The sequence below is a fragment of the Paenibacillus sp. J22R56 genome, assembly GCF_056269375.1.
The window spans coordinates 291,464-317,265 of the sequence record NZ_JBWDNV010000004.1; the positions used below are offsets into that span (position 1 = coordinate 291,464).

Sequence of the window (25,802 nt, forward strand, 5' to 3'; positions counted from 1 at the left end):
AGAATCCATTTGATGAAAAATCTACGCCATTACACATTAATGCTCTTAATTGTAGCATTATGTACCGTCCTGCCACTTACGGCAGGTGCTGCAACTGCAAGTACCTCAGTCAATATCAAGACACAAGCTGTTAGCCTGAAGTTTGACGGACAGTCACTCTTACTACCAGATGGGCAATATGCTTTCATTTATCAGAACCGCACTTATATTCCAATTCGTTTCATCTCTTACGCGCTGCAGAAATCCGTAAAATGGGATCAGAAGACATCTAAAGTAACCGTATCTGAGCCAACAGCTGCTGAGAAGGAATCTCTTGTTAAGCTGCTTGCAGGTGCGGCAGCTGGCGGTAAGCAGCCGGAGACTGGTAAGAGCTTAACAATCAAACCGGTTCAAGCAACACTTGTGTTCGATGGACAGTCAAAAGCTCTTCCTACAGGTCAGTCTCTCTATTCGTATAATAATAGCATCTATGTTCCTTTGCGCTTCATGTCTGAAGCGGTAGGTACAGATATTAAGTGGGATCAGAAGACAAACAGCATCACTGGTGAATCTGCGGCATACAAAGCGGCACAAGCTGGTGGCGGTACAACTGGCGGCAATACCGGTGGCGGTACAGGCGGCACGGATCCGTCTGGAGAAACAAAACCCACTTACGAAGCGATCACAAGCGCTGCACAAGCGAAGCTTGATGCACTTCAAACAAGCTGCTTTAACTCTCTGTCGCCATTGTACGCGCAATATCTTACGGCAACCGATGATACTACAAAAGCTAATCTGAAGGTTCAAGGAAATCAAGTGATCTCCAAATGCAAAGCAGATTTCGAGAAGGTTATCGCGGATACGACGGCTGAGCTAACGAAGAATGGTTATAGCACGGATATCATCGCGGAATATAGAAAGACATTTGAAGGCTATCTTGCGCAAATTAACGATCTAGCTAGTTCGTTGTAACAAAGAACTCCCCCGATGGCTTATGCCGTCGGGGGAGTTTTTTTGCTATGTATATGACTGTATAAGTCCATGATGAGTTATCTGAATAGCCGTGAGCGCTTGTTGTTTCTGTATTTGTACCAATAGGCGCCGTTCTCGTCTTTAAATAATCGGATGCCTACCATCTTGAATGGTGTCCAAACCTCGGAGAACATTAAATAACCAGCCATTCTCTAACCTCCTCTAACATTTTTCTAATGTTTTTTCTTATATTAATAATAACAAAGAATGGATGATAAAAACAAGAGTTTATAGGACTATTAGATCATTTTAATAATACCAAAGTATTGAATTTCCATGATTTCTCTATAGATTTCCATTTCCTTCATAGATCTGCTACAATAACAGACCAGAGAAAGAATAAGGGTGGATCGGATAGTGTCGAAGGAGTGTTGAAGATTAATGTTGAAAAAAGATAAAAAAAATACTATTATATGGTTTTTTGTCGTAATATGTTGGATATTTTTTATATTTACATTGTCGTCAGAATCGTATAATCAACAAAGTATCAAGCCAACCTTGAATAAGTGGGTAGCGAAAGAGCAGTTAGCAGAGTCCCTTCCTAACACTTCAATAACATATCGGGGAGATACTGTCGTAGCTAAAGAAGATCCTTACGGATTCGTAGAGTTCTTTTTCCGCAAAGGAGCTCATGTGTTTATGTACGCTGTGCTGGCTGCTGCTCTCTATATGCTGATTCGTGCGTTAATGGGCCGCAGACAGATGGTGCTGCCGGTCATCATGTCGCTTATTCTCACGGCAGGAACCGCAGCGATGGATGAACGGAATCAGCTCAGCTCGGTCGGACGGACCGGGAATCCAACGGATGTGATCGTAGATTCGACAGGTGCGTGTATTGGCCTTATCGTTTGTATCACAATTAGCTATTTCCTGGATCGCAGACGGCGCCGGTCGGAATACCGGTTTGTCAGAAAGTTTTAAAGGCAGCAGCCTTTCGCTGATTGAAGCGGGAGGCTGTTGTTTTTGCTGGAAATGGATATGCTGTGAATAGAGATTTTACTTGGGGAGTGTGTACACAAGCAGTGAATAGTGCGAATAACTTAACGCTTCATACTGATAAATATCAAATAAATATGATGTATGCGCATTGGAAGAGTGGTACGGATGGCGAGGGTGCAGTATTCGAGGCGTTCTTCCGCAAGCTGCCCTTCGGCAATGGGTATGCGGTCTTTGCCGGGCTGGAGAGAATTGTGGATTTCATCCGTCATCTCCAGTTTGGGGAAGAGGAGCTCTCGTATCTAGCGAAGCAGGAGGAGAATTATGATCCGGCTTTCCTCGAGCTGCTGCGCCGGTTTGAATTTAAGGGTACGATCCATGCGGTGGAGGAAGGCTCGCTTGTCTTCCCGAATGAGCCGATTATACGGGTAGAGGGAACGATCTTCGAGACGCAGCTTATTGAGACAGCGCTGCTTAACTTCATGAACTACCAGACGCTGATTGCGACCAAAGCATCCCGGATTAAGCAGGTAGCAGCAGGTGATATCTTGCTGGAGTTCGGGACGCGGCGGGCGCAGGAGGCGGATGCGGCAGTATGGGGCGCACGGGCAGCTTATATTGCGGGCTTCCATGCAACTTCGAATATGCATGCTGGAATGATGTTTGGCATACCGACGAAAGGTACACATGCCCACTCGTGGGTGCAGGGGCATGAGTCAGAGGAGGAAGCTTTCCTTGCCTATGCCCAGGCGCTGCCTGATGGGGTAACGCTGCTCGTTGATACCTACGATACGCTGAGAAGCGGGGTGCCAAATGCGATTAAGACCGCACGCTGGCTCGAGAGCGTAGGCAAACGGCTGGCTGGTATTCGGCTCGACAGCGGTGACCTTGCGTACCTTTCCAAGGAAGCGCGTAAGCTGCTTGATGCAGCGGGGCTGCAGGATGCGAAGATCGTTGCTTCGAATGATCTGGATGAGACGCTGATCTTCAACCTGAAAGCACAAGGGGCCAAGATTGATACTTGGGGTGTTGGCACGCAGCTCATTACAGCGGCGGATCAGCCATCGCTTGGCGGAGTGTACAAGCTGACCGCCCGTGAGCGGAACGGGGAATACATACCGGTTATCAAAATCTCAGCTAATCCCGAGAAAGTATCCGCTCCCGGCAAGAAGGATGTGTACCGGATTATGAACCGCAGTACAGGTCTTGCGGAAGCGGACTACATCGCTCTTTCCAATGAAACAGATATGCAGCAGGGCGGGCGGATCAAGCTATTTGACCCGGTTCATCCGTATATCCATCGCTACGTGAACGATTATGAAGCAGTGACGCTCTTGAAACCCATTGTGGTACAAGGTGAGATTGTGTATGAGCTGCCTCCGCTGGAGCAAATTCGCAGCTATCATGAGCAGCAGCTTAGTTTGTTCCGACCGGAAATTTTGCGTAAGCTGAACCCAGATCTCTATCCGGTCCATCTCAGCGAGCAGGCTTGGCAGGTTAAGATGGAGCTTATTAAGTCGCATCAGCAGTAGCAATAACGATCTAAGGGATCGAATATACCGTCAGCCGTGTGAGAAGCGCTGGCGGTATTTGCGCGGGCTGATCCCCTCGTATTTGGCAAAACAAGATGTGAAATAAGCCGCTGAGTTAAATCCGACCTCCTCGGCAATACGCGCGATGGTGTAATTCGTCTGCAGAAGTACCAGCTTCGATTGCTGGATCCGGAAGCGCAGCAGGAAGTCGAAGGGCGAGCAGCCGAATTCCTTCTGCATACATCTAGCGATATAGACCGGATGGAAGTTGATACTCTCGCCAAGCTGCTGGGCAGTAATATCCTCGCGGTAATGCTTCCTTAAGTAAGAAGCGGCAAGCTCTGCACATTGGGAGGTAGGCGTCGAGCCTTGCATCTCAATAGAAGCTGACAGCTGCTCCATAATCTCTTGGAAAATGATCTGCTGCTTCCAGCTTACACTGCTCAGATGGTTGCCATGGCCAAGCTCCATCAGCTGTTGAATTTGCTCGATCACTTTGGCCGGCTGCAGCAGCTTGGTGTATTGCGGAACCTGCTTGATGAAAGTTTGTGTAGTGAAAATTTGGGGATTTAAACCATGGGGCTCCCGGCCCTGGATTATCCTCGGAGCATATTCCTCCGAAGCGGCCCAGCATCCTGTTGTCTGGAAGTGAAGCCAGTAATAGGCGGAAGCCTCTTCGCATGCTTTTGTCGCGTAATGATGATTGTCCGGCGCTAGAATTAAAGCCTCTCCTGCCCGTACCTCGAACGAGGATTCGCCTTCCCCCATAAAGAGACAGCCCTCCGTCACAACGAGCAGATCGAACACTTGAATCCGATGCCGGCTTGGATGCTTGAACCCTGCAGACGTCTCGGTGTAGCCAGAAGCAATATAGTGCGGAAGGGGTGGAACGGTAAAGTGAAATAGTGTCATAGTGGCACCTTTTTATAAGCCTCATGGAGGTTTGAATTTTGAAAGTTTCGGTTGTAAAACTAATACAATATCCGAAGTATAGCATCTATAATATGAAAAGACATTCGAATTTACTATTATAGTGGCGTATCTGGTTGCCGTTACCTTTTTTTTATCGGCTGCAGCGCTCGGGAGGATTTGTATCATGCAAAAGCGTGAACGGAATAAGTTTTCGCTATGGATGCTGGCTTGGCCGATTTTTATTGAGTTATTCCTGCAATTTCTATTAGGGGCAGCCGATACCCTGCAGGTCAGCAAGATCTCAGATAATGCGGTTGCTGTTGTTGGTTTTTCCACCCAGCTGTTCAGTGCTTTAATGACCCTGTTCATGACAGTTGCGAGCGGGGCAGGTATTCTGATTGCGCAGCGGCTTGGTTCCCGGCAAAATGAAGATGCTAGAACAATCGCGATTATGTCTGTCAAAGTCAGCGCTATTATTGGTGTTGGGATCAGCTTGCTGCTGTATCTGATGCCGGGGCAGATTGCTTCGCTGCTGCAGCTTCCGGATGAATTGCTGCCACTTGCGAAAACGTACATTTCGATCGTTGGCGGCGGGATGTTCCTGGTTGCCATTATGGTGGCCCTCAGTAATGCGATCCGTAATACGGGCAATACGAAAGGCCCGATGTATACAGCCATTGGCATGAACATCATTCATGTTGGTATGAACTATGCGTTTATTTTCGGCAAATTCGGGTTTCCGGAGTGGGGACTCAAAGGGGTCGCTCTATCGACAGACATCAGCCGTTTGCTTGCGATTATTGTGCTGCTGATCATGTTCCTTAGCGCCTTCGAACGCCAGATTACGTTAAGAGACTTCAAGCTGTTCGATCGAAAGCTGTTTAAGGAGATACTGAAGATTGGCTGGCCGCTTGGCATTAACATGTCGTGCTGGGTGTTCTCTCAATTATTGATCTATACGTTCATCGCACAGCTTGGGGCTAATGAGCTGTCGGCACGTACTTATATGAATACATTAGAGTCGTTCTGCTTCATGCTGGGGTACTCACTAGCGCTGGCGCTTCAGATAATGATCGCCCATCTATTCGGAGCAGGTAAGGTGCAGGATGCTTATAAGACCTCGTATCGTGCATTATGGATTGGTCTTGCCATCGTGACGGTGAATGCGCTGGTCTTGTATCTGATCGGCGGCAGGCTGCTCGAGATCTTCACGAAGGATCCGGAGATTATCGCGCTAGGGGGAACGCTCCTCGGTATGAACCTCTTGCTGCAGCCTGGTAAAATGCTCAACATGGGCATTGGCAATGCGCTGAACGCTGTTGGTGATACAAGGTATGTCATGTGGACATCGGTCACTTCCATGACGCTGATTGCGACTGTTCTTTCCTATATATTTGGCATTACACTTGGCTGGGGGCTCGTTGGCATCTATGCTTGTATGATACTGGACGAATATCTTCGTGGGTTATGGGTGCTTAAGCGGTGGAGACAGAAGAAATTTATGGAGAAGGCGACCGCTAAGGCGAGTGCCAGCTCATCAAGCGGATCAAACGGTTCAACAGCAACAGTAGAGATCTAACAGATAATAGACGGGGGTTACAAGTACAATGATGATTATGAATGAGAAAATAAAAGCTGCCGAGGTGCGTCTCACTGGTCTTGACGGTGAAGACCTTGGTATCGTGTCGCGGGATGAGGCGCTTGCTATGGCGAAGCAGCTGAAGGTAGATCTCGTATGCGAATCACTGATGAGCAGCCCGCCGCCATGCAAGCTGATAATTCGCGGTGGTGCGAAGCAGCAGGCTAGTCAACAGAAGCGCGAAGAGCGGATGAAGGATCAGCCGGCAAAGGTGAAGGAGCTGCGGCTTAGTGTTGATATCGAGCAGCATGATTATGAAACGAAGCAGCGGCAGGCCGTGAAGCTGCTGGAATCCGGCAACGCGGTTCAGCTCGTTATTCGGATTCAAGGCAAAGAGGGAGCGAAGGCGAAGGAGTTGCTGGAACAGCTGCTTACCGACCTCAAGTCCTATGGCACCAAACAGTCAGGAATTCAGCTGAGTGGCAAGCAGGCAGCGGTACAAGTGAATCCCAATTAATTGAACGGTGCTGTCTTTAATTGGATTCGGGTGACTTCCCGGATCAACCAGTCATTAAACCTTTTCTTCGAACGCTCTAGGGCAGCTGCATCTTCAGAGGTGTTAACTTTTACTGAAACAGGCAATGAAATAAGGCAGATCGCAAGAAACTGCGATCTGCCACTTGTTTATCCTTTGAGACCCCGCAACCCCACAAATCTTTTGCTGCTCTCGTCCCACAGTCGGTATTGAAGCGCCTGCAGGCTCAAACGAATTCCGATGGCAGGAACGTCATACTTGAAGCGATTTCATAGCAATCTCCTTTTCTTGAAAACCACTCGCAGTAATGAATTTCCTAAACTTAGCAAGTGGCTTCTGACCTTGCGATTCGAAAAGGCCAAGTAAAGGAGGCAACCAAACAAAAGGCATCCCCCCCAAACAGTGAAGAAAAATGAAGAAAAAACGCAGGAAATCATTATCAACCACGAACTCTTCTTAATTGTCCTTACTGGTCGGTTGTAAACTATGATATATCATCCCTATCCTTGCTTGTGTCATTCTTTATATTGCTCAGACTGGGTGCTTTTTTCTGCAAACTCTGTTTGGAATAAAAACTAATAATGTCATCAATGGTAGAAAATACGACACTAACGTTCGAATCATCTGTACTTATTTTGATAAAAAACCGCTTTTCTGATGTTGTAACATCTTTATTTTATATTAGCATTTGGTGATATTAAGCTTAATTTAAAGCTTTTTTCAGAGTGATGCCTGCCGTGAATACAGGAACTTTACCTGCTGGAAGTTCCACCTCTTCACCGGTTTTGCGGCTTCTTCCCAGGCGCGCTTCACGATTACGGACATTAAATTTTCCGAAGCCAACTAGTTGAACTTCTTTGCCTTGCTTTAGTGCTTCAAAAATCGAGTCCAGCACATGCGTTACTGCTTTTTCAGCATTCTTTTTTGAAAATCCACTAGATTTCGCCACATCTTCGATCAATTGCTCTTTGTTCATTTACGATACCTCCGCTTATATTATTTTAATTACGAAAATGACAGTCCTCGTGCATGGATGTAAAAGCAGGAATAAACAAAAAGCTGCCCATGTTTAGGGCAGCTCTAGAATACATCGTTTCCGTCTTCGATCTCGATAAAACCGAAGCCATTTTCAGCATTAAACCATTTAACTGTACCTGTTTGCATAGGATTCCTCCAAAAAATAAATTATAAAACACAATCATTTCAATGGCCACTAATTGAGGTTAGCGATTAATAGGCATATTCCGAATTCGTACTTGATGTCCGCTAATGTATTGGTTAAGATAAGAATACCATGTCCGCTAATGTAAGTCAATATTTGGAGGTCTCGCTAATGAGTGGAACGACCGGGATTTCTAAACAGGGGGAGCAGACGATTCACGACTTCATTCATGCTCTCACTACCAACGAAGATTTGAATCCCAAAACGCTAAAGGAATACGCAAGCGATCTGAAACACTTCATCGGTTGGTTTGAGACATCCGGCCACCAAGAGGACGAAGTGATATTCCGAATTGAAGAAGTGGCTACTCCAACACTAACACGATACCGGGAAGCCACTCAAAAAGTAATGGAATTGAAACCGGCGACCATTAACCGGCGGCTTATAACCCTGAAACGTTTTTTCGAATGGGCCTTGTTGGAATCAAAGATTCGCCGCGACCCTGCGAAGCCGGTCAAATTGGTTCCGGAAGAAAAGGTAAGTCCCAGGCAGATGACAGACAAAGAAGAAACTGCATTGATCGCTGCGGCAGAGCACGGCGGTTCCATTCGAGATCAGACAATTCTTATCGTGATGCTTCACACCGGCTTACGAACAATGGAAGTATGCGATCTGGCTCTCGCAGATATTCAAATCGGTAAACACAACGGTCAGCTAACGGTTCGATCTGGAAAACGAAATAAACAGCGGGAAGTACCTTTGAACACTACCTGCAGAGCTGCTTTAGAAAAATATCTCGCAGTCCTTCCTTCGGATAGTCCTTATCTGTTTCCATCGGAGAAAACTGGCGATCGATTAACCGAACGAGCTTTACGCCATGCGATTCAAAAATACATGAAATCGGCGCGGCTCGAAGGTTTGAGCGCTCACGATCTACGGCACCGGTTCGGTTACGTGATGGCAGCAAATACCCCGTTGCACCGCCTGGCGCAAATTATGGGACACGATAGACTGGACACAACGATGAATTACGTAAAGACGACTCGTGCGGATCTGCAATCGGAAGTAGAAAAAACAGCTTGGCAATAAGGGTATGAGACGATGTACGCGAGAAAAGAAATTCTCGATTCATTACGGCCGCTGAACAACAGGTAGTTGGATGATCGGATGTTTGGGCGATACCGTCTGGACTATTGGGCTAAGCGTATATTTTCGTGAAAATGTTGGCGGACCCCAGTTATAGACACTTATATGTACTTATATTTTAAGAATAAAGGAGTACCTAATGCTTAAGAAGTTTTTTGCTTATTATAGGCCTTATCGCAAGTTATTCTTACTCGATTTCTGCTGTGCGGTTATTCTTGCAGTACTAGAATTATGCTTCCCGCTGGCTGTCAGCCATGTTATTGATACACTTCTTCCGGAAGGGAACTTGAAGTATATTATTGGCGCATGTGCGATTCTGCTTGCAGTCTACGTACTGAATACGTTCTTGTCCTTCGTTGTCACCTATTGGGGGCATATGCTTGGTATTAATATTGAGACGGATATGCGTAAGAAGTTGTTCGATCATGTGCAGAAGCTTAGCTTCCGATTCTTCGATAATACGAAGACTGGCCATCTGATCTCCCGTATGACGAACGATTTGTTCGAGATCGGGGAAGTAGCCCATCATGGTCCCGAGGATATGTTTATTGCGGTGATGACACTGGTTGGTGCGTTTGGCATTATGGCGTTTATTAATTTGCCGCTGACGATCATGACGTTCATTGTTGTGCCGATTATTATTTTGCTGGTTCTCTATTTCAATGGAAAAATGACTAAAGCTGCTGATCGCCTCTTCGGCGATATGGCGGACTTTAATGCCCGCGTTGAAGATACCGTTGGTGGTATCCGCGTTGTGCAGGCGTTCTCGAACGAGAAGCATGAGAGCAAGCTGTTCGAAGGGAATAACAGCCGGTTCCGTATGGCGAAGCTGATCTCTTACAAAATCATCGGGTTTAACTCGTCCATTACGTACATGCTGATGAGACTAGTGACACTGTTCGTGCTGCTGGCTGGTACTTGGTATGTTATTGAAGGCGACCTGCTGTATGGCGAATTCGTAGCCTTCGTCCTGATGACGAACATCTTCTTCAAGCCAATTGAGAAGATTAATGCCGTTATTGAAAGCTATCCGCGTGGTATCGCAGGCTTCCGCCGTTATGTGGAGCTGCTTGAGACTGAGCCGGATGTAGCGGATTCTCCTAATGCGAAGGACGTTGATCGTCTGCATGGCGATATTGAGTACCGCAATGTGTCGTTTGGCTATGAAGGCGAAGCGAAGGTGCTCGATAATATTAGCCTGTCGATTAAAGCAGGAGAGACGGTTGCTTTCGTAGGACCATCCGGTGCTGGTAAAACAACCCTCTGCAGTCTGCTTCCTCGCTTCTATGAAATTAGCGGAGGCAGCATCTCCGTTGATGGCAATGATCTTCGTGATCTGAAGCTGGAATCGCTTCGTAAGCAGATCGGTATTGTTCAGCAGGATGTGTTCCTGTTCGCTGGAACCATCCGTGATAATATCTCGTACGGCAAGCTTGGCGCTTCCGAAGCCGACATTATGCAGGCAGCACGTCGCGCTAGACTAGAAGAGTTTATTGCATCCCAGCCTGACGGACTAGATACGGTTGTTGGGGAGCGGGGCGTGAAGCTGTCCGGCGGCCAAAAGCAGCGGATGGCAATTGCCCGGATGTTCCTAAAGAACCCGCCTATCCTGATCCTTGATGAAGCAACTTCAGCGCTTGATACCGAGACGGAGCAAGCAATTCAGCAGTCACTCGCTGAGCTGTCCGTTGGCCGGACAACACTTGTTATCGCGCATCGTCTTGCAACGATTAAGAATGCCGACCGCATCGTGGTCGTGACCGAGAACGGTATTTCCGAGCAAGGCCGCCATGAAGAGCTTGTAGCAACAGGTGGTATTTACAGCCGTCTGCATCAAGCGCAGTTTGGTAAGATATAAGTTGGAATGAGAGAGTTTGCCCTTGAGGCAGGCTCTTTTTTCTTAGGAAAATACTAAAGATTGGGAGAAAGAGGGCGTTTGTCCATCGGTCATTCATTGACGGAAGGGGTATTGCATAGTACATTTGACTCAATATGTCGAGAAATGTAATAGAGAGGAGAGGACTGTATTGTCAGCAACAACATTGGTAAAAGAACTATCTCCGCTGGTAGCGGCACTAGAATTGAAGCCTCATGTGGAGGGCGGTTGGTACAAGGAGATTTGGAAAGCGAATTTTGAAATTCCGCAGGCTGTGCTTGGTGAACCGTATTCCGGTCCACGTTTTGCGGCGTCTTCGATTTATTTCCTGCTTCATCCGGGAGAAGCTTCGGATTGGCATACGGTTTATTCCGATGAGCTGTGGCTGTGGCATTCGGGCAGCCCGCTGCTTCTGACTCTTGGCGGCACGGAAGATGAGCCAGAGACACGCAAAGAAATTATTGTTGGCGGAGATGTGGCGAATGGTCAGCATCCGCAGGCTCTTGTTCCAGCGACTGAATGGCAGAAGGCTCGCCCGCTTGGCGATGAGCCAGTTCTTGTATCGTGCATCGTAGCACCGGGCTTCCATTACGATGACTTCAAATTGATTGAACGTAAATTTTAATGCTGCAGAAGGATAAACTGTGGACGAAAAATTTCGTCCTGCTGACGTTCTCTAATCTATTTCTCTTCTTAGCTATTGAGATGCTGCTGCCTACGCTTCCGCTCTTCGCAGACGAGCAAGGGGGAAGCGGGTCGCAGATCGGTCTGCTGCTTGGTGTGTTTACCTTCTCGGCCGTCGTATCCCGGCTTCTGATAGGAATTGGTCTTAGACGGTTCGGTAAGCTGAAAATGCTTCTGATCGGCGTTGTCATCTGCCTTCTCGGCATGGCCGGCTATTATGCGGCAGCATCGCTGTCTGCCTTGATGGCGCTTCGCGTTGTTCATGGTTTTGGCTTCGGTATTGCAACTGCCTTGTACGGCACGCTAGTATCCGATGCGATTCCTGCAGCACGCCGAGGCGAAGGGATGGGCTACTTTGCAATGGGCAATGCCGTCTCCTTCTCGGTTGGACCAATGATGGGGTTATGGCTCCTGGAGCAATATGATTATCTCGGCTTATTCGGAGCCGGAGTGATCTTCTTGTTCATCACCTTGGTACTTACGCTGCTTGTTCGGCAGCCCCGCGTTCAAGCGGGAGTGGCTGCTGTTTCTGAAGCAGCTGCTGGGTTAGAGCAGAAGGCTTCTCCCCTGTCGGAGGTGCTGGAAGTTAAGGCACTTGTGCCGTCTATCCTAGGGTCTCTTGTTGGCTTCGCATTCGGCGGAATGCTTAGCTTCGTTACCTTGTTCAGCAAGGATATCGGTATTGAACATACCGGTTACTTCTTCCTTGTGGTTGCAATCAGCGAAGTGCTGATCCGGTTCGTGAGTGGTCCATTATTCGATCGAAAAGGGCCGTTCTGGGTATTGTTCCCCACGGCTGTCTTATGTATGATCGCGAGCGTCCTATTGTACTTCACTGACTCGATGGGGATGCTGCTCTTGTCCGGCGTGTTCTATGGCGCAGGCTTTGGCGCCTTGTTCCCAGCACTTCAGGCTTGGGTCATTAACCTGGTGAAGCCGGAGCGCCGCGGTGTGGCAACGGCCACGTATTATAATTTCTTCGATATCGGAATCGGACTAGGCTCGATTCTGCTCGGAGTAGTCGTCACCTTGACGAGCTATACAACGATGTTCCTGCTGTCGGGCATCTTGTACGTGGTGTTTCTGGTTGTATACTTCGCTTACTTGCGCAGGAGCGCAAAAGCGGAGGGATAAGGGAAGGCGGTGCCTGTGGGCACCGTTTTTTTGTTATCTAGGCGCCACCGGGCGGCACCACCCATGCGCTGCGTTGGATTTCATCCAACGTAATAGTGAGCTGGACGTTCATATGCTCGCCTACGTTGGATTTCGTACAGTAGAATGAGCTCCCATAGCCCAGTAACCATGATTTAGGTGTGATTCTGTTGGATGGAATCCAACATAGGGGCGTAGTAGTCACGCAAAGGCCGATTACATTGGATGAAATCCAACCTGTTGGAGCAGGCAGTGTGACGTGGGATCGCATGCGCATCATTGAGCACCCCATCCGACAGGCGCTGCTTTGTTGCGTTGGATTTCATCCAACGTAATAGTCAGTTGGACGCCTCATGCTCGCCTATGTTGCATTCTGTACAGTAGAATGAGCTCCTATAGCCCAGTAACCATGCTTGAGACCTGATTCTGTTGGATGAAATCCAGCATAGGGGCGGGGTTAGAAGCTTAAAGACCGATTATACTGGATGAAATCCAACCTGCTGGAGCAGGCAGTGCAATGTGGGATCACATAATCAGCATACGTTGTGTGCTGCGTTGGATTTCATCCAACGTACAGCCAAGTTAGTCGTCCCATGCTCGCCTATGTTGGATTCTGTACAGTAGAATGAGCTCCTATAGCCCAGTAACCATGCTTGAGACCTGATTCTGTTGGATGAAATCCAGCATAAGGGCGGGTTAGAAGCTTAAAGACCGATTATACTGGATGAAATCCAATCTGCTGGAGCAGGCGGTGCAATGTGGAATCACATGATCAGCATACGTTGGGTGCTGCGTTGGATTTCATCCATCGTACAGCCAAATTAGTCGTCCCATGCTCGCCTACGTTGGATTCCATACAGTAGAATGAGCTCCCATAGCCCAGTAACCATGATTTAGGTGTGATTCTGTTGGATGAAATCCAACATAGGAGCGTAGTAGTAACTCAAAGGCAGATTACATTGGAGGAAATCCAACCTGCGAGCGCGAGGATATGCCTGAGGGTTGGGGAGCAAGGTGGGTTGGAGCAATCTACTGGAGGAAATCCAACCTGCGGAGCAGGAGTGTGACGTGTTATCTCATGCACCATACGTTCCGCTTGTTGCGTTGGATTTCATCCAACGTAATAGTGAGCTGGACGTTCACATGACCGCCTACGTTGGATTCCATACAGTAGAATGAGCTCCCATTGCCCAGTAACCATGATTTAGGTGTGTTCTGTTGGATGGAATCCAACATAGGGGCGTAGTAGTCACGCAAAGGCCGATTACATTGGATGAAATCCAACCTGCGAGCGTGAGGATATGTGTCAGGCTTGGAGAGCAAGGTGAGTTAAAGCAATCTACTGGAGCAAATCCAACCTGCGGAGCGATGGTGTGCAAGTATAGGCGAAAGGAGCCAGCACCGAACTAGTATACTGGGAGGAATCCAACCTGCGAAGCGGGGGCACCGAGTGGGAGCGGGGATAGGCAGGTTCCACGAGCGGACAATATAAAGGGCTGTTCCCACGTGGGAACAGCCCTTTTGTTACGCTGCTGGCAGCTTGATCTTTTGCCCTGGATAGATGAGGTTCGCGTTCTTGATATGGTTCAGGTCGCGAAGCTTCTGCCAGGTTGTGTTGTACTTCTTGGCGATTGCCCATAAGGTGTCGCCACTCTTCACGACATAGACAGCAGGCTTAGCCGGTTCTGGTTTTACTGGAGGCTTAGGCTCCGGTTTTGGTTCCGGTTTTGGTTCTGGCTTTGGATCTGGTTTTGGTTCAGGCTTTGGTTCAGGCTTTGGTTCCGGTTGTGCGACAACAGGAGTTGCCTCTGCTGTAATACGGCCTTCAACCCTCGGATTAGCAGTGCCCAGCTTGGCGATATAGTTGATCAATGCTTCATCCAGCGAGCCGTACATGCCGGCTTGCGGGTATTTGGTGAACATCGTGTATTCGTCGCCGCCTGCAGCCATAAAGTCGTTTGTTGCGAGCAAATAGTCTGCCTTTTCGTTGAGTGGTTTGCCGCCAACGGTAACGGAATGCACACGCTCGCCTTTTGGCTTGGCTACATCAATCTTGAATGTGATGCCCGATACTTGAGGGAAGCCGCCTTTCGAATTCGGATAGTCCGAGACGCCATTCTCCAGTGCAGCTTTAATGTCGGCACCTTTCACTTTGAGCGTGATGATCTGGTTGCCGAATGGCAATACCGTAATGATCTCGCCCTTCGTAATCGTTCCTTCATCAATGGAGGCACGAATGCCACCGCCGTTCGTGATGGCAACATCAGCACCAGAAGCGTCGCGGAAGGCATCGGCAACAAGATTGCCGAGGTTCGTCTCGCTGGTACGGACCTGATCGCGTTCGCCGTCAAGCTTCACGCTGGCGGTGCCGACTTTTTCAGAGAGGAGCACTTCCTGGCTCTTCTGGATCGAAGCGACGAAGTCCGCGATTTCGGCGTTTGGCGCGATAGCTGCTGCGGTATCTTTATTTTCGAGCTTCGCTTCTTTCTTGATGACCTTGCCGCCATCCACCCACAGATCAACAACGCCGAGGTACTTCGTGTACTCGCCGGCACTTGCGATTAAGGTGTTATGATCAGCTGTTAAACCATGCTCGAGCACCGTGTGGCTGTGACCGTCGATGAAGACATCAATGCCGTCTACGGCTTTGACGATCTTCAGGCTTGTATCCACACTCGAAGCATCTTGGCCGATATGGCCGAGAGCGACGATAACATCTGTCTTGTCTTCGAGTTCATCAACAATGTCTTGGGCTTCTTTGGTTGGATCAGCAAAGGTCAGGCCTTCTACATTTTTCGGATGCGTCTTATAGGCAGTCTCCGGAGTCGTCAGGCCAAAAATCCCGACCTTTACGCCATCAACTTCTTTAATGATATAAGGCTTGAATAAGTCCGATCCGTCTTTGGTGACCTTCACGTTAGCGCTGATGACTGGGAATTTCATCTGAGTTTCCAGCTCCAACAGCCGTTCATAGCCATAGTTGAAATCATGATTGCCAGGAGCCATTACATCGTAACCCATCTTGTTCATCACCTGAACGACGCTTTCCCCGTTCACCAGCGTGGCGAAGGTGGTGCCATGTACAGCATCCCCGGCATCAAGAAGCAGTGTGTTCGGATTAGCAGTACGGTAGCTGTCGATAATGCCCGCAAGCTTGGCATAGCCCATTTCTCCTGAAGTTCCCTCCACGGCGCGAGCGTGCGTGTCGTTCGTATGCAGAAGCGTGATGTGCTTGGCGGAAGCGGGCAAAGCCGGCTCTTCTGCAGCGGCTGCACTAACGGAAGCGCTAAGAAGAGAGGCAGCAAGCAGGGCTGCTGTCGCCCACTTCGTTTTTCTAAGCTTGGTAAGCATCGAATCCCTCCACTATATATTTTTCGTTTTTCGAGTGTAGGTATTCGGTACTTTACCATAGATCTCCTTTCAATTTTGTGTAAATTATCTGAAAATTTAGCAAATTAGTCCTGAAGTCCTTTTTGATCGTCTTAATCCCCGACTTTTCGACATCGAATTTTCGTGCTTGTGCACAATCGTTATCGGGTCTTGTTGAACAAATGTCCAAACTTGGCGCTATATCTCATGTCATGTTGCCCTTGGTTAGCGTGAACACGTATAATAATCCTGAAATATTGTCACATTAACATGAACATATTCTCATACTAAACAACAACGCGACTCTGGAGAGGGGAATACGGATGGAGGAGCTCAGCGATAAGCGGTTAAAAATGATTGAAGCAGCCCGTATGTATTACGAGCTCGATTATAATCAACAGGAAATTGCGAAGAAATTGGGCGTTTCGCGTCCAACGGTATCGCGGTTCTTACAGCAAGCGAAGGAAGACGGTATCGTGCAAATTCGTATTATGGATCCGTCCTCCGATAACCAGGAACGAGCTCGATTATTGAAGGAGCGGTTTGGCCTGAAGGAAGCGATTATTGCTTCTGTTCCGAAGTACGAGGACGCGATGGTCAAAAAGGTCATTGGCGAAGCCGCAGCTAACTTCCTGCACGAAACCGTACAAGATGGCGATACGATCGCGGTCACTTGGGGAACAACCTTGTATGAAGTGGCCATTCGTCTGCCGAACAAGCACGCGAAGAAGATTAAGGTTGTACAGCTGAACGGCGGCGTGAGCCATTCCGAGACGAATACGTATGCGTATGAGATTGCGCAGCTATTCGCGAAGGCTTATCAGACGTCACCGTATTTGATTCCATTGCCAGCTATCGTTGACCATGCGGTTGTGAAGCATGCGATCGAAGCGGACAGGCATATTCGCAAAATCCTTGATATGGGCAAGAAAGCCAATATCGCGGTTGTTACGGTAGGAGCGCCGACGGAAGATTCGGTTCTGATACGGGCGAATTATTTTTCTGACGAGGATTTGGGCATTATTTTATCACGGGGTGTTGGTGATATTTGTTCCCGGATTATCGATATTAATGGACAATTATGCAGCGAAGAGCTGGATCTCCGGACAATTGGCATAGACTTGAACGAGCTGAAAAAGAAAGAATGGTCCGTTCTTGTAGCCGGAGGCCCAAGCAAGGTCGAAGCGATATATGGTGCATTAAGTGGTCAGTATACGAATACGCTAATTACCGACCAGATTACGGCGCAGCATTTACTTGATTTTAAAGCAGAGCAAAGTAGATAAATATTTACGTGATTTATTTAGGAGGACTGGATTGGATATGAGTAACCATAAAAATTTGTCGGCGGGCGAGATTGCCGCTTACATTGACCATACTGTCTTAAAGGCGGAAGCCACTAGAGAAGAGATTATCAAACTGTGTGAAGAAGCAAAGCAGTACCATTTTGCAACGGTATGTGTGAATCCAGGCTATGTCGCTCTTGCGGCGAAAGAGCTTGCAGGCTCTGGCGTTGGAATTACGACGGTAGCAGGCTTCCCGCTTGGCGCAACGACAACATTCACGAAAGCAGCGGAAGCGAAGGACGCGATTGCGAACGGAGCGACTGAAGTAGATATGGTCATCAACGTTGGCCTGATCAAGTCGGGTGACTTTGAAGGCGTGAAGCGTGATGTTGAAGGCGTTGTTGAAGCGTGCAAAGGGAAAGCAGTTATGAAGGTTATCCTGGAGACCGGCCTGCTGACGGATGAAGAGAAGGTTCGCGCTTGTGAGATTTGTAAAGAAGCGGGGGCAGATTTCGTGAAGACATCGACGGGCTTTGGCAAAGGCGGAGCAACAGCAGAAGATATCGCTTTGATGCGTCGTACGGTTGGTCCGGACATGGGTGTAAAAGCTTCCGGCGGCGTTCGCGATCTGGAAACAGCGCTCAAAATGATCGAAGCAGGCGCGACTCGTATTGGTGCGAGCTCAAGTGTTGCGATTGTAACTGGCGGGACTGGCGAAGGGTACTAATAAGTTTGATTAGGAGGGGCAGCCGATTGCGGCTGTCCCTTCATTTGGGATTGACCCTTTGCGGAGAGGCAGGGTACACTTATGAAAGTTAATTGAACGGCCGGCTCGGTGCAGCTGGTTTTTTTATTGCAATGATTTAGGGTGAAGATGAGGTACCGGATCGGGAGAGCCTGATCGGACGTTATCATAGATTATTTGAGGTGAAACATGAGCATTAAAACTTCTTGGCGGGAGCAGTGGACGAGTAACGTAAGTGTGAACGTACTGGCCGGCATAACAGCAACGCTGGCACTTGTACCGGACTCGCTTGCATTCTCCTTTATGGCTGGGGTTCCGCCGGTCGTAGGCATTTATGCTTCGATTTGTATTCTGCTAGTGATTACGTTCTTAGGCGGCAGACCGGGGATGATCTCGGCAGCAGCGGGTTCGATGGCTGTACTTATGCTGACGCTGGTGAAGGAGAATGGGATCGAGTATCTATTCGCAGCGACGGTGCTGACGGGTGTAATCCAATATTTCATGGGCGTCTTCAAGCTTGGTAAGCTGATGCGATTCGTACCTTCGGGTGTGCTGACCGGCTTTATTAATGCGCTCGCGATCATGATTTTCTTATCGCAGCTGCGTTATTTCAAAGGCGAGTCTTGGGTGATGTACGCGCTTGTTGCCGTCACTCTAGGTATCATTTATCTGGTACCGCGGTTCTTTAAGGCGATTCCTTCGCCGCTCATTGCAGTAGTTGTGCTGACGCTGGCGGTATGGGCATTTGGTATGGGGGATGTGACACGGATCGGCGATATTGCTGAGATTGATGCATCGTTGCCATCCTTCTTGCTGCCGGATATCCCGTTTAGCTGGGATACGCTGTGGATTATTCTCCCTTACTCCTTGTCGCTTGCCGTTGTTGGTTATACCGAGACGATGCTGACACATAACCTGCTCGACGAGATGACGGGCGAGAAGACGGATAAGAACCGCGAGATGAGAGGGCAGGGGATCGCCAATATCGTAGCTGGATTTTTCGGCGGGATGGCGGGCTGTGCGCTTGTTGCGGAGTCGGTTCTTAATGTGAAAATGGGCGGGAAAAACCGTTTGTCCACCCTAGTCGCTGCACTGTTCCTGCTTCTGCTTGTTGTGCTGCTTGGCGACTTGCTGTCGCTGGTACCAATGGCTGCGCTGGTGGGGATCATGCTGATGGTGTGTATCGCGATCTTCGATTGGAACTCCGTATTCCGCATGAACCGTTTGCCGATGGGCGAGACGGGAGTCATGGTCGTGACGGTTGGTGCCGTACTGTTGACGCATGACCTCGCGATTGGTGTACTGGCAGGTGTACTTGTGAGCATTATTTGGTTCGCGGTCAAAGCCTCCAACGTGCATATTCACAGCGAGTGGGAAGGCTCAACAAGAACGTACCGTGTGCAAGGACAGCTGTTCTTCGCATCTGCCTCCGAGCTGGAGGAGCGGATCGAGCATGACTGTGCCGCCGACCAGGTCCACATTGACCTAACGGGCACGAAAGTATGGGATCATACCGCTAGTCTCGCTGTCCGCAAGACAGTCGAACGTTTGCAAAAGAACGGTAAACAAGTTACCGTTGCTGGCGTGTAAACGTATATGCAGGATGAACAAAAGCCTCCCTCACGGGAGGCTTTTGTTGTTGAGCTTATGGTCGTGGGGAGCAAGCCTAGCTTAGTTCGATCAGGTGTCGCTAACGATACGGGGCACGTTGGATTTCATCCAACGTAATAGCAAGTTAGTCGTCACATGCCCGTCTATCTTGGATTTCATACAGCAAAATGAGCTCCCAAAGCCCAGTAACCATGCTAGTGGGCCGATTACGTTGGACGAAATCCAACATAGGGGCCGAGGAAGCTCAGAAGGCGAGAATATACTGGATGAAATCCAACATGTTGAGCGTGAGTTGTGATGTGGAGGTAGTAACTCATGCATGAGTATCATTGGGTATCATTAAGCACCTGCCGAACGCCCGCATCAAAAAAAGGCCATCCCTCAGGATGGCCTCCCCAAATTAACGTTCGCAGCTAATGATCAGATTCGCGTTTAGTGTGCCGCCGGATTCGAGCATATAGAGCTCTTCTTGGCGGTTCAACTCGCCAGTCATTGCCATCCAAGGCTCGACGCAGACAAATGGCTTGTCCTGCACGGACCAGAGGACAACGTATTTGAAAACATCATCATACGTCATACGAACACGAGCGCCTTCGATAACCGGGAACGTGATCTCACGTTTCACGGGATCAAGCAGCGTCACCGACTCCACCATACCGTCCAAATCGAGCTCGCCGGTGAATGGTTTTTCGACCATATCGTTATAATCCAGGTAGCGAGTCGCATCCGTCTCATAAGCAAGACGCTTCGAATCCGTTAAGAAATAAGGATGGAAGCCCGCATAGAACGGCATCGATGCAACATCGGTCAGGTTGCGGTATTGCTGGCGGATATGAAGCTCGCCGTTCACCAACGCATAAGTAAAGATTAATTCAAAATCAAACGGATAGCTGTCTTTTGTCGCTTCACTGCTTTTCAGTACAATCGTGATGGACGCTTCGCCATCTGTATTTGTTCCCGCTACTTCCCATACGGAAGTACGTGCTACGCCGTGGTTGGCCATGTCATAAGACTTGCCGTCCCAAATATACGTACGATTGTCGAGCTGCCCGCAGATTGGGAACAGGATCGGATTGCCGCCGCGGATATTAGCCGTTGGATGCTCGAACGTTGCTTTATCCAGGTAAAAGACTTCGAGTCCGTTAAGCTGACAGCCGATAACAATACCGCCGCGCTCCGGACATACACGAATACGTGAAGAAGTGCTCTCCTCGATTAGTTCATAAATCTTATATGTATCTGTATAGCTGTTGACTTGAAACTGGCTCATAAGGCCCTCCTAAATAGTTATTTTCTGATTCCATCATACCACAAAATAAAGAAAAGGCTGTCCCGTGAAGGACAGCCTTTCGTCTTACTTCGTTGCGTCAGCAGCAGGGCTAGCTTCAGCATTTGTTCCTGCATCCGTGCTTGCTTCAGGGGAAGCCGATGCATCAGCTGCAGCAGCTGGATCCAGCTTGTTCGTGATTTTCGCTTTTGCTTTCAGGTCAGCCAGCCATTTCGAGGACAGCTCGCTTACTTTTTGCGTAACCAGTTGGTATTTGATGTCTTCTTTTTTGTCTTCAAGCGTAGGAGTTACAGCTGCTTTCTCATCGGTTTTCTTGATGATGTGGTAACCGTAGCTTGTTTGTACAACGCCGCTCAGCTCGCCAACTTTAAGGGCAAATGCCGCATCTTCGAATGCAGCTTCCATTGTGCCTTTAGCGAAGAAGTTGAGGTCGCCGCCGTTGTCTTTCGTGCCTGTGTCCGTGGATTTCTCTTTAGCCAGCGTTGCGAAATCAGCGCCGCCTTTCAGATCTTTCAGAATAGCTTCAGCTTCTTCCTTCGTAGCTACGAGGATATGCGAAGCACGGATTTGTGCAGGAGTCGCCATGGACGCTTTATTTTGATCGAAGTACGTTTTGATCTCGTCATCTGTTACCTTAACTTGCGGCTCAAGAATTTTACGGATTGTCACTTGAGTACCTGCATCTTCACGCAAGCTGTCTTCAGTCATACCGTATTGTGCCAGTGTTTGTTGGAACTCATCTTCGGAACCAAACGATTTTTTCAGGTTCGCGATTTCTTTATCGATATCTGCTTCAGTAATCGTTACGTTGGCATCTTCTGCTGCTTGGTCGATCAGCTCTTGCGTGATCATGTTATCCAGCGTAGATGTGCCGCCTTGCTTCACTAAGGAATCATACAGCTTGTCCTTCGAAATTTTAACACCGTTAACGGTAGCAACCGCTTCTGTGCCGCCTCCGAAAGGTGGTTTAATCAATACGATAATAAGCACGATGGCCAAAATCGCCGAAACCGCGATCCAAGCTTTACCGCCGCTGCGGCCGCCTGCTGCCGAGGCAGGAGTTTGGGAAGTTGGAGCTTGCTGTTGCTCTTTCTCTTCAACCTCATTTTCCTCTGCTGCTTCTACGATTTCATCATTGTTGTCATTCTCATACGCGTACTGTACTTCTTTCTCAGCAGCCGTGTCCCGTTCTTCATCTTCTCTTTTGTGCTGCGAGTCTTTGTTTTCCATTTTCAATAAAACTCCCTTCGACAAAAACGCACTATTTTTACAATCTTCACCTACTATAACAAAACAATTCGGGAAAAACCTTAATTCAAAATAAAAATATGTTGCATTCGGCCGCTTTTCGTATAATGGTATATGTATACAATATTAGACTTTAGTCACAGATGCGCGACTAGAGAACTAGTGACGAGAGGTGGGGAACGTTTGGTCACATTACACGGAGAATATAACGGTTGGGTTATACTTCTCTCTTTCATCATCGCTTTATTCGTTTCGTACTCTGCCTTGAATCTAGTGTATAAAATATCCCACTCCAAGGGGAAGGTGCAGCTGGGCTGGACGCTTGCTGGAGCCTTTGTTATGGGCAGCGGCGTATGGACCATGCATTTCATAGGAATGATGGCCTTTCATATCGGCATCCCGATTACATACGACGTTCCTATTACGCTTTTATCGATCATGGCAAGCATAGGTGCTTCCTATGTCGCCTTCTATTTAACGCTGGCAAAAGAAATTAACCGCCTTAAACTCCTCTGTGGAGGCTTTGTGATGGGTGCCGGAATCGTCGCTATGCATTATACAGGTATGGCTTCGATGCATGCTCCAACAATGTCTATACAATATAACCCATATATGTGGATATTATCCTCAGCGATTGCTGTGATTACGTCTTGTGCAGCGCTTTACTTCTTTATTAATTTCCGGGATGGCAGCAAAGCGGCATGGTCCAAATGGGCAGCTGCCGCGTTAATGGGCCTTGCCGTATGCGGTATGCATTACACGGGTATGGGGGCTGCATCGTTCTGGTGTGGTGACATAGCGGCAAATGCTATCACAGGTGACATCCCCATTAATCTGTTTCTTCTAATAAGTGTAACCTTGGTTACTTTGCTTATTATGCTCGTTACCTGGATTGCGATCTATCTTGATCGTACGGTGCTGGAACGGATGGCTTACAGTGATCCGTTGACGGGTCTCGCGAACCGTCATGCGATGAACCGTTATTTTGACAGCAGGCTGGACAATGCCCGTTCTTATGGTTTGTTGTTCCTCGATCTGGATCAGTTCAAGATTATTAATGATACGCTTGGTCATGATGTCGGCGATTTGCTTGTTCAAGCCGTTTCCAAGAGGCTGCGGACTCATGAGAATGAAGGGGCACAAACCTTCCGACTTGGCGGGGATGAATTCCTGCTCATGACCAAAGGAATGGATCAGTCTGAAGTGGAGCAGCTTGCAACAAATATCTTGGAAGATATACGAAAGCCTTATCTGCTTGACGGCAATGAGCTCTACATTACCGGAAGTATCGGAATTAGTATGTCGCCAGAGCATGGGCAGGAGCGTTCGTCGCTCTTGATTGCTGCGGATACGGCGATGTATCAAGCCAAACACCGGGGCAAAAATCAATACTGCCTTTACAATAAGGAGATGGAGCGGGGGCTTCTGCGTCGTATGGAGCTGGAGAAGGATCTGAGAATGGCGCTGGCGAAGGATCAATTTGTGGTCCACTATCAGCCGAAATGGGATGCATCATCCAACCGCCCAATCGGTGTGGAAGCCTTGCTGCGCTGGAATCATCCTGGCTTTGGCCGTGTATCGCCTGAAGAGTTTATCCCAATCGCTGAGGAGACTGGACTAATTGTGCCAATCACTCGCTGGGTGCTAGGACAAGCCTGCCGGGACTGCTTTGAATGGAACGAAGGCAGAGAGGTGCCGCTAAGTGTATCGGTTAATATGTCTGTTAGTGTTTTTGACAGCAAAAACCTCGAGGATATGGTCCTTTCTGCGCTGCTCCATTCCGGTCTTGATGCGAAGCTGCTGGAGCTCGAAATCACAGAGACTATCGTGATGCATAACGTGGAGGACGTTGTTGAACAATTGATGCCGCTCCGGGAGAGAGGCGTGCTTATCTCTATGGATGACTTTGGTGCAGGTTATTCCTCCTTAGGTTCGCTTGATCTTATCCCGTTCCAAACGTTAAAAATAGACAAGCTATACATGCAGCAAAGTGAGTCGCCTTCCAAACGCGCTATTGTCCATACCATTATTATGCTGGCCAAACAGCTTAATCTGGATGTAATCGCCGAAGGGGTAGAGAACGAACAGCAAATTGCTTTCCTTCAGTCCGCTGGGTGCAGTATGATGCAGGGGTTTTACTTCAGCAAGCCGATGGCGCGTGCTGATCTGGATCTTTGGTTACAGCAGTCGATGTTCGTTAGTCATCCTCAAACGTCGCAGAGCATGATCGGATAACGTAGGCCAAGGAGGGCGTAGGATTTGCAAAAACAGGCGAAAACCTATTTGTATCTCATTCTATCGATGGCAGTCCCACTTCTCATTTTTTGTATACTTAACGCCCATTCGTCATGGGATTATCAGCTTAATTCGCCAAGCTTTCACTTTTATGTTGTCAGCATAGTTTCTGGTGCGGCATTTGCTCTTGCAGTAGCTATCGGTGTTGCCGCTATCAGGCTTCGTAATTTGAAAATCAGCTTTTTATCGTTATCCTTTGTTTCGTTAGCGGCCTTGTTTATTGTCCATGGGTTATCCACTCCGATGGATGGTATGCATATGTATCATTTGTCCTCTGTGCCGAGTAAGGCTGCTCAGTTGAGTATATTGCTGGCCGTACTGTGGCTCTGGATGTCATCCATGTCGTCGGACCGCAGGATAATTAGCTGGCTCTCTGCGCATCAACGCTGGCTGCTGCCGATTTGGACCTTATCACTTGGCGCTGTCTGTGCTGCTCTTTGGCTGTTCTCCGACCAGATGCCGTGGCTTCAGCTAAAGCAGGAACCGGTGGCGAGATGGTCCGTTACCTTGCTGATTACAGGATTAAATCTATGGACAATGTACCGATATTTGGAGACCTATATGTCTACGAGGTTTCCGCTGCAGCTTGCGATCGTATACAGCTCCGGCTGGATGATCGCAGCACAGATTATTAATGTAACAGGCAGGATGTGGATGATGAGCTGGTGGATCTATCATTTATTGCTGCTTGCCTCTATTGTCGCGATGATCGTCGGGATTTACCGGCAGTACCAAAGTTCAGGTTCCTACACGAATTCACTTAAGCAGCTGTTCCAGAACAACCCGAAAGAATGGATTCACGGCTATATGTCGCCTGCGGTACGGGAGCTGATTCGCACAACCGAAACACGTGATGCTTATACGGCAGGACACAATTATCGCGTGGCGCTATATGCCATTCAGCTAGGGGAAGAGCTTGGGCTGAGCAGTGACCAGCTGCGTGCTATTGCGCAGGGAGGTGTTGTGCATGACATCGGCAAGATCAGCATTCCTGATCAGATTCTGAACAAACCAGGCAAACTTACTCCGGAAGAGCGTCAGGTCATCGAAAAGCATCCGGTTACAGGGTTTGACCTTTGCCGCCGTCTAGGCTTTATGCCGGAGGAGCTGACTGTTATCCGGTCTCATCATGAACGTTGGGATGGAAGCGGTTACCCTGATGCGCTGAGTGGAGAAAATATTCCGCTCCTTGCCAGAGTAACGGCCGTAGTGGATGTCTACGACGCATTGACCTCGTCCCGTTCCTATCGCGCTGCCTTGTCCCATGAGGAAGCTATGGGGATTATCTGCAAGGAGCGGGGGAAACATTTTGATCCGTTATGTGTGGATGCACTGGTGCGCATTGCGGGTGAGAAGGGCTGGGCCTTTAAGGCTTCGGCCAGTTGATCGGAGTAGGGAAGAATAGGCCGCATAGCCCGGGTTTATTTCCGTGGGT

At 48.5% G+C, this 25,802-nt stretch carries 21 protein-coding genes and 1 pseudogene; 15 read left to right on the plus strand and 7 right to left on the minus strand.

Going from position 1 to position 25,802, the window contains the following annotated elements; translation table 11 throughout:
* Positions 1-12 precede the first annotated feature (12 nt).
* On the plus strand, positions 13-951 hold the full coding sequence (locus AC0YNT_RS12035) for a copper amine oxidase N-terminal domain-containing protein (protein ID WP_475804774.1): 939 nt from the start codon (positions 13-15) through the stop codon (positions 949-951).
* A gap of 77 nt (positions 952-1,028) precedes the next feature.
* Here the strand turns inward: AC0YNT_RS12035 and AC0YNT_RS12040 are convergent, their stop codons facing one another.
* Complete coding sequence (locus AC0YNT_RS12040) at positions 1,029-1,160, minus strand: hypothetical protein (RefSeq protein ID WP_475804775.1); 132 nt, start codon at positions 1,158-1,160, stop codon at positions 1,029-1,031.
* A 232-nt stretch (positions 1,161-1,392) separates the two neighbouring features.
* Here AC0YNT_RS12040 and AC0YNT_RS12045 point away from each other — a divergent pair, with 232 nt between their 5' ends.
* Together AC0YNT_RS12045 and AC0YNT_RS12050 are read left to right on the plus strand one after the other, a co-directional pair.
* A complete protein-coding gene (locus tag AC0YNT_RS12045; protein ID WP_475804776.1) occupies positions 1,393-1,932 on the plus strand; it encodes a VanZ family protein in 540 nt (179 codons plus the stop codon).
* A gap of 101 nt (positions 1,933-2,033) precedes the next feature.
* A complete protein-coding gene (locus AC0YNT_RS12050) occupies positions 2,034-3,479 on the plus strand; it encodes a nicotinate phosphoribosyltransferase (protein WP_475804777.1) in 1,446 nt (481 codons plus the stop codon).
* A 30-nt stretch (positions 3,480-3,509) separates the two neighbouring features.
* Here AC0YNT_RS12050 and AC0YNT_RS12055 read toward each other — a convergent pair whose 3' ends face one another.
* A complete protein-coding gene (locus tag AC0YNT_RS12055; RefSeq protein WP_475804778.1) occupies positions 3,510-4,391 on the minus strand; it encodes a helix-turn-helix transcriptional regulator in 882 nt (293 codons plus the stop codon).
* A 184-nt stretch (positions 4,392-4,575) separates the two neighbouring features.
* Here AC0YNT_RS12055 and AC0YNT_RS12060 point away from each other — a divergent pair, with 184 nt between their 5' ends.
* Together AC0YNT_RS12060 and infC are read left to right on the plus strand one after the other, a co-directional pair.
* Positions 4,576-5,970 carry an MATE family efflux transporter gene (locus tag AC0YNT_RS12060; protein WP_475804779.1) on the plus strand — a complete coding sequence of 465 codons (1,395 nt, stop codon included), beginning with the start codon at positions 4,576-4,578 and terminating at the stop codon, positions 5,968-5,970.
* 28 nt (positions 5,971-5,998) lie between these two features.
* Entirely contained in the window at positions 5,999-6,487 is a 489-nt protein-coding gene (infC, locus tag AC0YNT_RS12065; RefSeq protein WP_475804780.1) for a translation initiation factor IF-3, read from the plus strand.
* Between the two features lie 721 nt (positions 6,488-7,208).
* On the opposite strand, the gene AC0YNT_RS12070 is transcribed toward infC, so the two are convergent.
* Both AC0YNT_RS12070 and AC0YNT_RS12075 read right to left on the minus strand, forming a co-directional pair.
* Entirely contained in the window at positions 7,209-7,481 is a 273-nt protein-coding gene (locus AC0YNT_RS12070; RefSeq protein ID WP_475804781.1) for an HU family DNA-binding protein, read from the minus strand.
* Positions 7,482-7,588: 107 nt separating this feature from the next.
* A pseudogene (locus tag AC0YNT_RS12075) lies at positions 7,589-7,669 on the minus strand (cold-shock protein); the annotation flags it as partial.
* Between the two features lie 169 nt (positions 7,670-7,838).
* On the opposite strand from AC0YNT_RS12075, the gene AC0YNT_RS12080 reads away from it, so the two are divergent.
* From AC0YNT_RS12080 to AC0YNT_RS12100, 5 genes are all read left to right on the plus strand, one after another.
* Entirely contained in the window at positions 7,839-8,756 is a 918-nt protein-coding gene (locus AC0YNT_RS12080; RefSeq protein ID WP_475804782.1) for a tyrosine-type recombinase/integrase, read from the plus strand.
* A 196-nt stretch (positions 8,757-8,952) separates the two neighbouring features.
* On the plus strand, positions 8,953-10,671 hold the full coding sequence (locus AC0YNT_RS12085; RefSeq protein WP_475804783.1) for an ABC transporter ATP-binding protein: 1,719 nt from the start codon (positions 8,953-8,955) through the stop codon (positions 10,669-10,671).
* A gap of 184 nt (positions 10,672-10,855) precedes the next feature.
* Complete coding sequence (locus tag AC0YNT_RS12090; protein WP_475804951.1) at positions 10,856-11,314, plus strand: cupin domain-containing protein; 459 nt, start codon at positions 10,856-10,858, stop codon at positions 11,312-11,314.
* Positions 11,314-12,507 carry an MFS transporter gene (locus tag AC0YNT_RS12095; RefSeq protein ID WP_475804784.1) on the plus strand — a complete coding sequence of 398 codons (1,194 nt, stop codon included), beginning with the start codon at positions 11,314-11,316 and terminating at the stop codon, positions 12,505-12,507. Before AC0YNT_RS12090 ends, AC0YNT_RS12095 begins: the two co-directional genes overlap by 1 nt.
* Positions 12,508-13,527: 1,020 nt before the next feature.
* Positions 13,528-13,704, plus strand: coding sequence for a hypothetical protein (locus tag AC0YNT_RS12100; RefSeq protein ID WP_475804785.1), 177 nt, complete (start codon positions 13,528-13,530; stop codon positions 13,702-13,704).
* Between the two features lie 345 nt (positions 13,705-14,049).
* Here the strand turns inward: AC0YNT_RS12100 and AC0YNT_RS12105 are convergent, their stop codons facing one another.
* The gene (locus AC0YNT_RS12105) at positions 14,050-15,876 is read right to left on the minus strand and encodes a 5'-nucleotidase C-terminal domain-containing protein (protein ID WP_475804786.1); all 1,827 of its coding nucleotides are present in this window, start codon (positions 15,874-15,876) and stop codon (positions 14,050-14,052) included.
* A 341-nt stretch (positions 15,877-16,217) separates the two neighbouring features.
* Here AC0YNT_RS12105 and AC0YNT_RS12110 point away from each other — a divergent pair, with 341 nt between their 5' ends.
* The 3 genes from AC0YNT_RS12110 to AC0YNT_RS12120 all read left to right on the plus strand — a co-directional run bounded on the left by AC0YNT_RS12110 (position 16,218) and on the right by AC0YNT_RS12120 (position 19,515).
* On the plus strand, positions 16,218-17,180 hold the full coding sequence (locus AC0YNT_RS12110) for a sugar-binding transcriptional regulator (protein WP_475804787.1): 963 nt from the start codon (positions 16,218-16,220) through the stop codon (positions 17,178-17,180).
* A gap of 37 nt (positions 17,181-17,217) precedes the next feature.
* Positions 17,218-17,907: a deoxyribose-phosphate aldolase gene (gene deoC, locus AC0YNT_RS12115; RefSeq protein ID WP_475804788.1), complete on the plus strand. Its 690-nt coding sequence runs from the start codon at positions 17,218-17,220 to the stop codon at positions 17,905-17,907.
* A gap of 207 nt (positions 17,908-18,114) precedes the next feature.
* Positions 18,115-19,515 (plus strand): SulP family inorganic anion transporter, encoded by a 1,401-nt coding sequence (locus AC0YNT_RS12120; protein WP_475804789.1) that lies wholly within the window; start codon positions 18,115-18,117, stop codon positions 19,513-19,515.
* Positions 19,516-19,936: 421 nt separating this feature from the next.
* On the opposite strand, the gene AC0YNT_RS12125 is transcribed toward AC0YNT_RS12120, so the two are convergent.
* Together AC0YNT_RS12125 and AC0YNT_RS12130 are read right to left on the minus strand one after the other, a co-directional pair.
* Positions 19,937-20,806, minus strand: a complete 870-nt coding sequence (locus AC0YNT_RS12125) for an aldose epimerase family protein (RefSeq protein WP_475804790.1) — start codon at positions 20,804-20,806, stop codon at positions 19,937-19,939.
* A gap of 84 nt (positions 20,807-20,890) precedes the next feature.
* Complete coding sequence (locus AC0YNT_RS12130) at positions 20,891-22,054, minus strand: peptidylprolyl isomerase (protein ID WP_475804791.1); 1,164 nt, start codon at positions 22,052-22,054, stop codon at positions 20,891-20,893.
* A gap of 201 nt (positions 22,055-22,255) precedes the next feature.
* Here AC0YNT_RS12130 and AC0YNT_RS12135 point away from each other — a divergent pair, with 201 nt between their 5' ends.
* Positions 22,256-24,307 (plus strand): bifunctional diguanylate cyclase/phosphodiesterase, encoded by a 2,052-nt coding sequence (locus tag AC0YNT_RS12135; protein ID WP_475804792.1) that lies wholly within the window; start codon positions 22,256-22,258, stop codon positions 24,305-24,307.
* Between the two features lie 24 nt (positions 24,308-24,331).
* Positions 24,332-25,753, plus strand: coding sequence for an HD-GYP domain-containing protein (locus AC0YNT_RS12140; protein WP_475804793.1), 1,422 nt, complete (start codon positions 24,332-24,334; stop codon positions 25,751-25,753).
* The last annotated feature ends 49 nt before the right edge of the window (positions 25,754-25,802 follow it).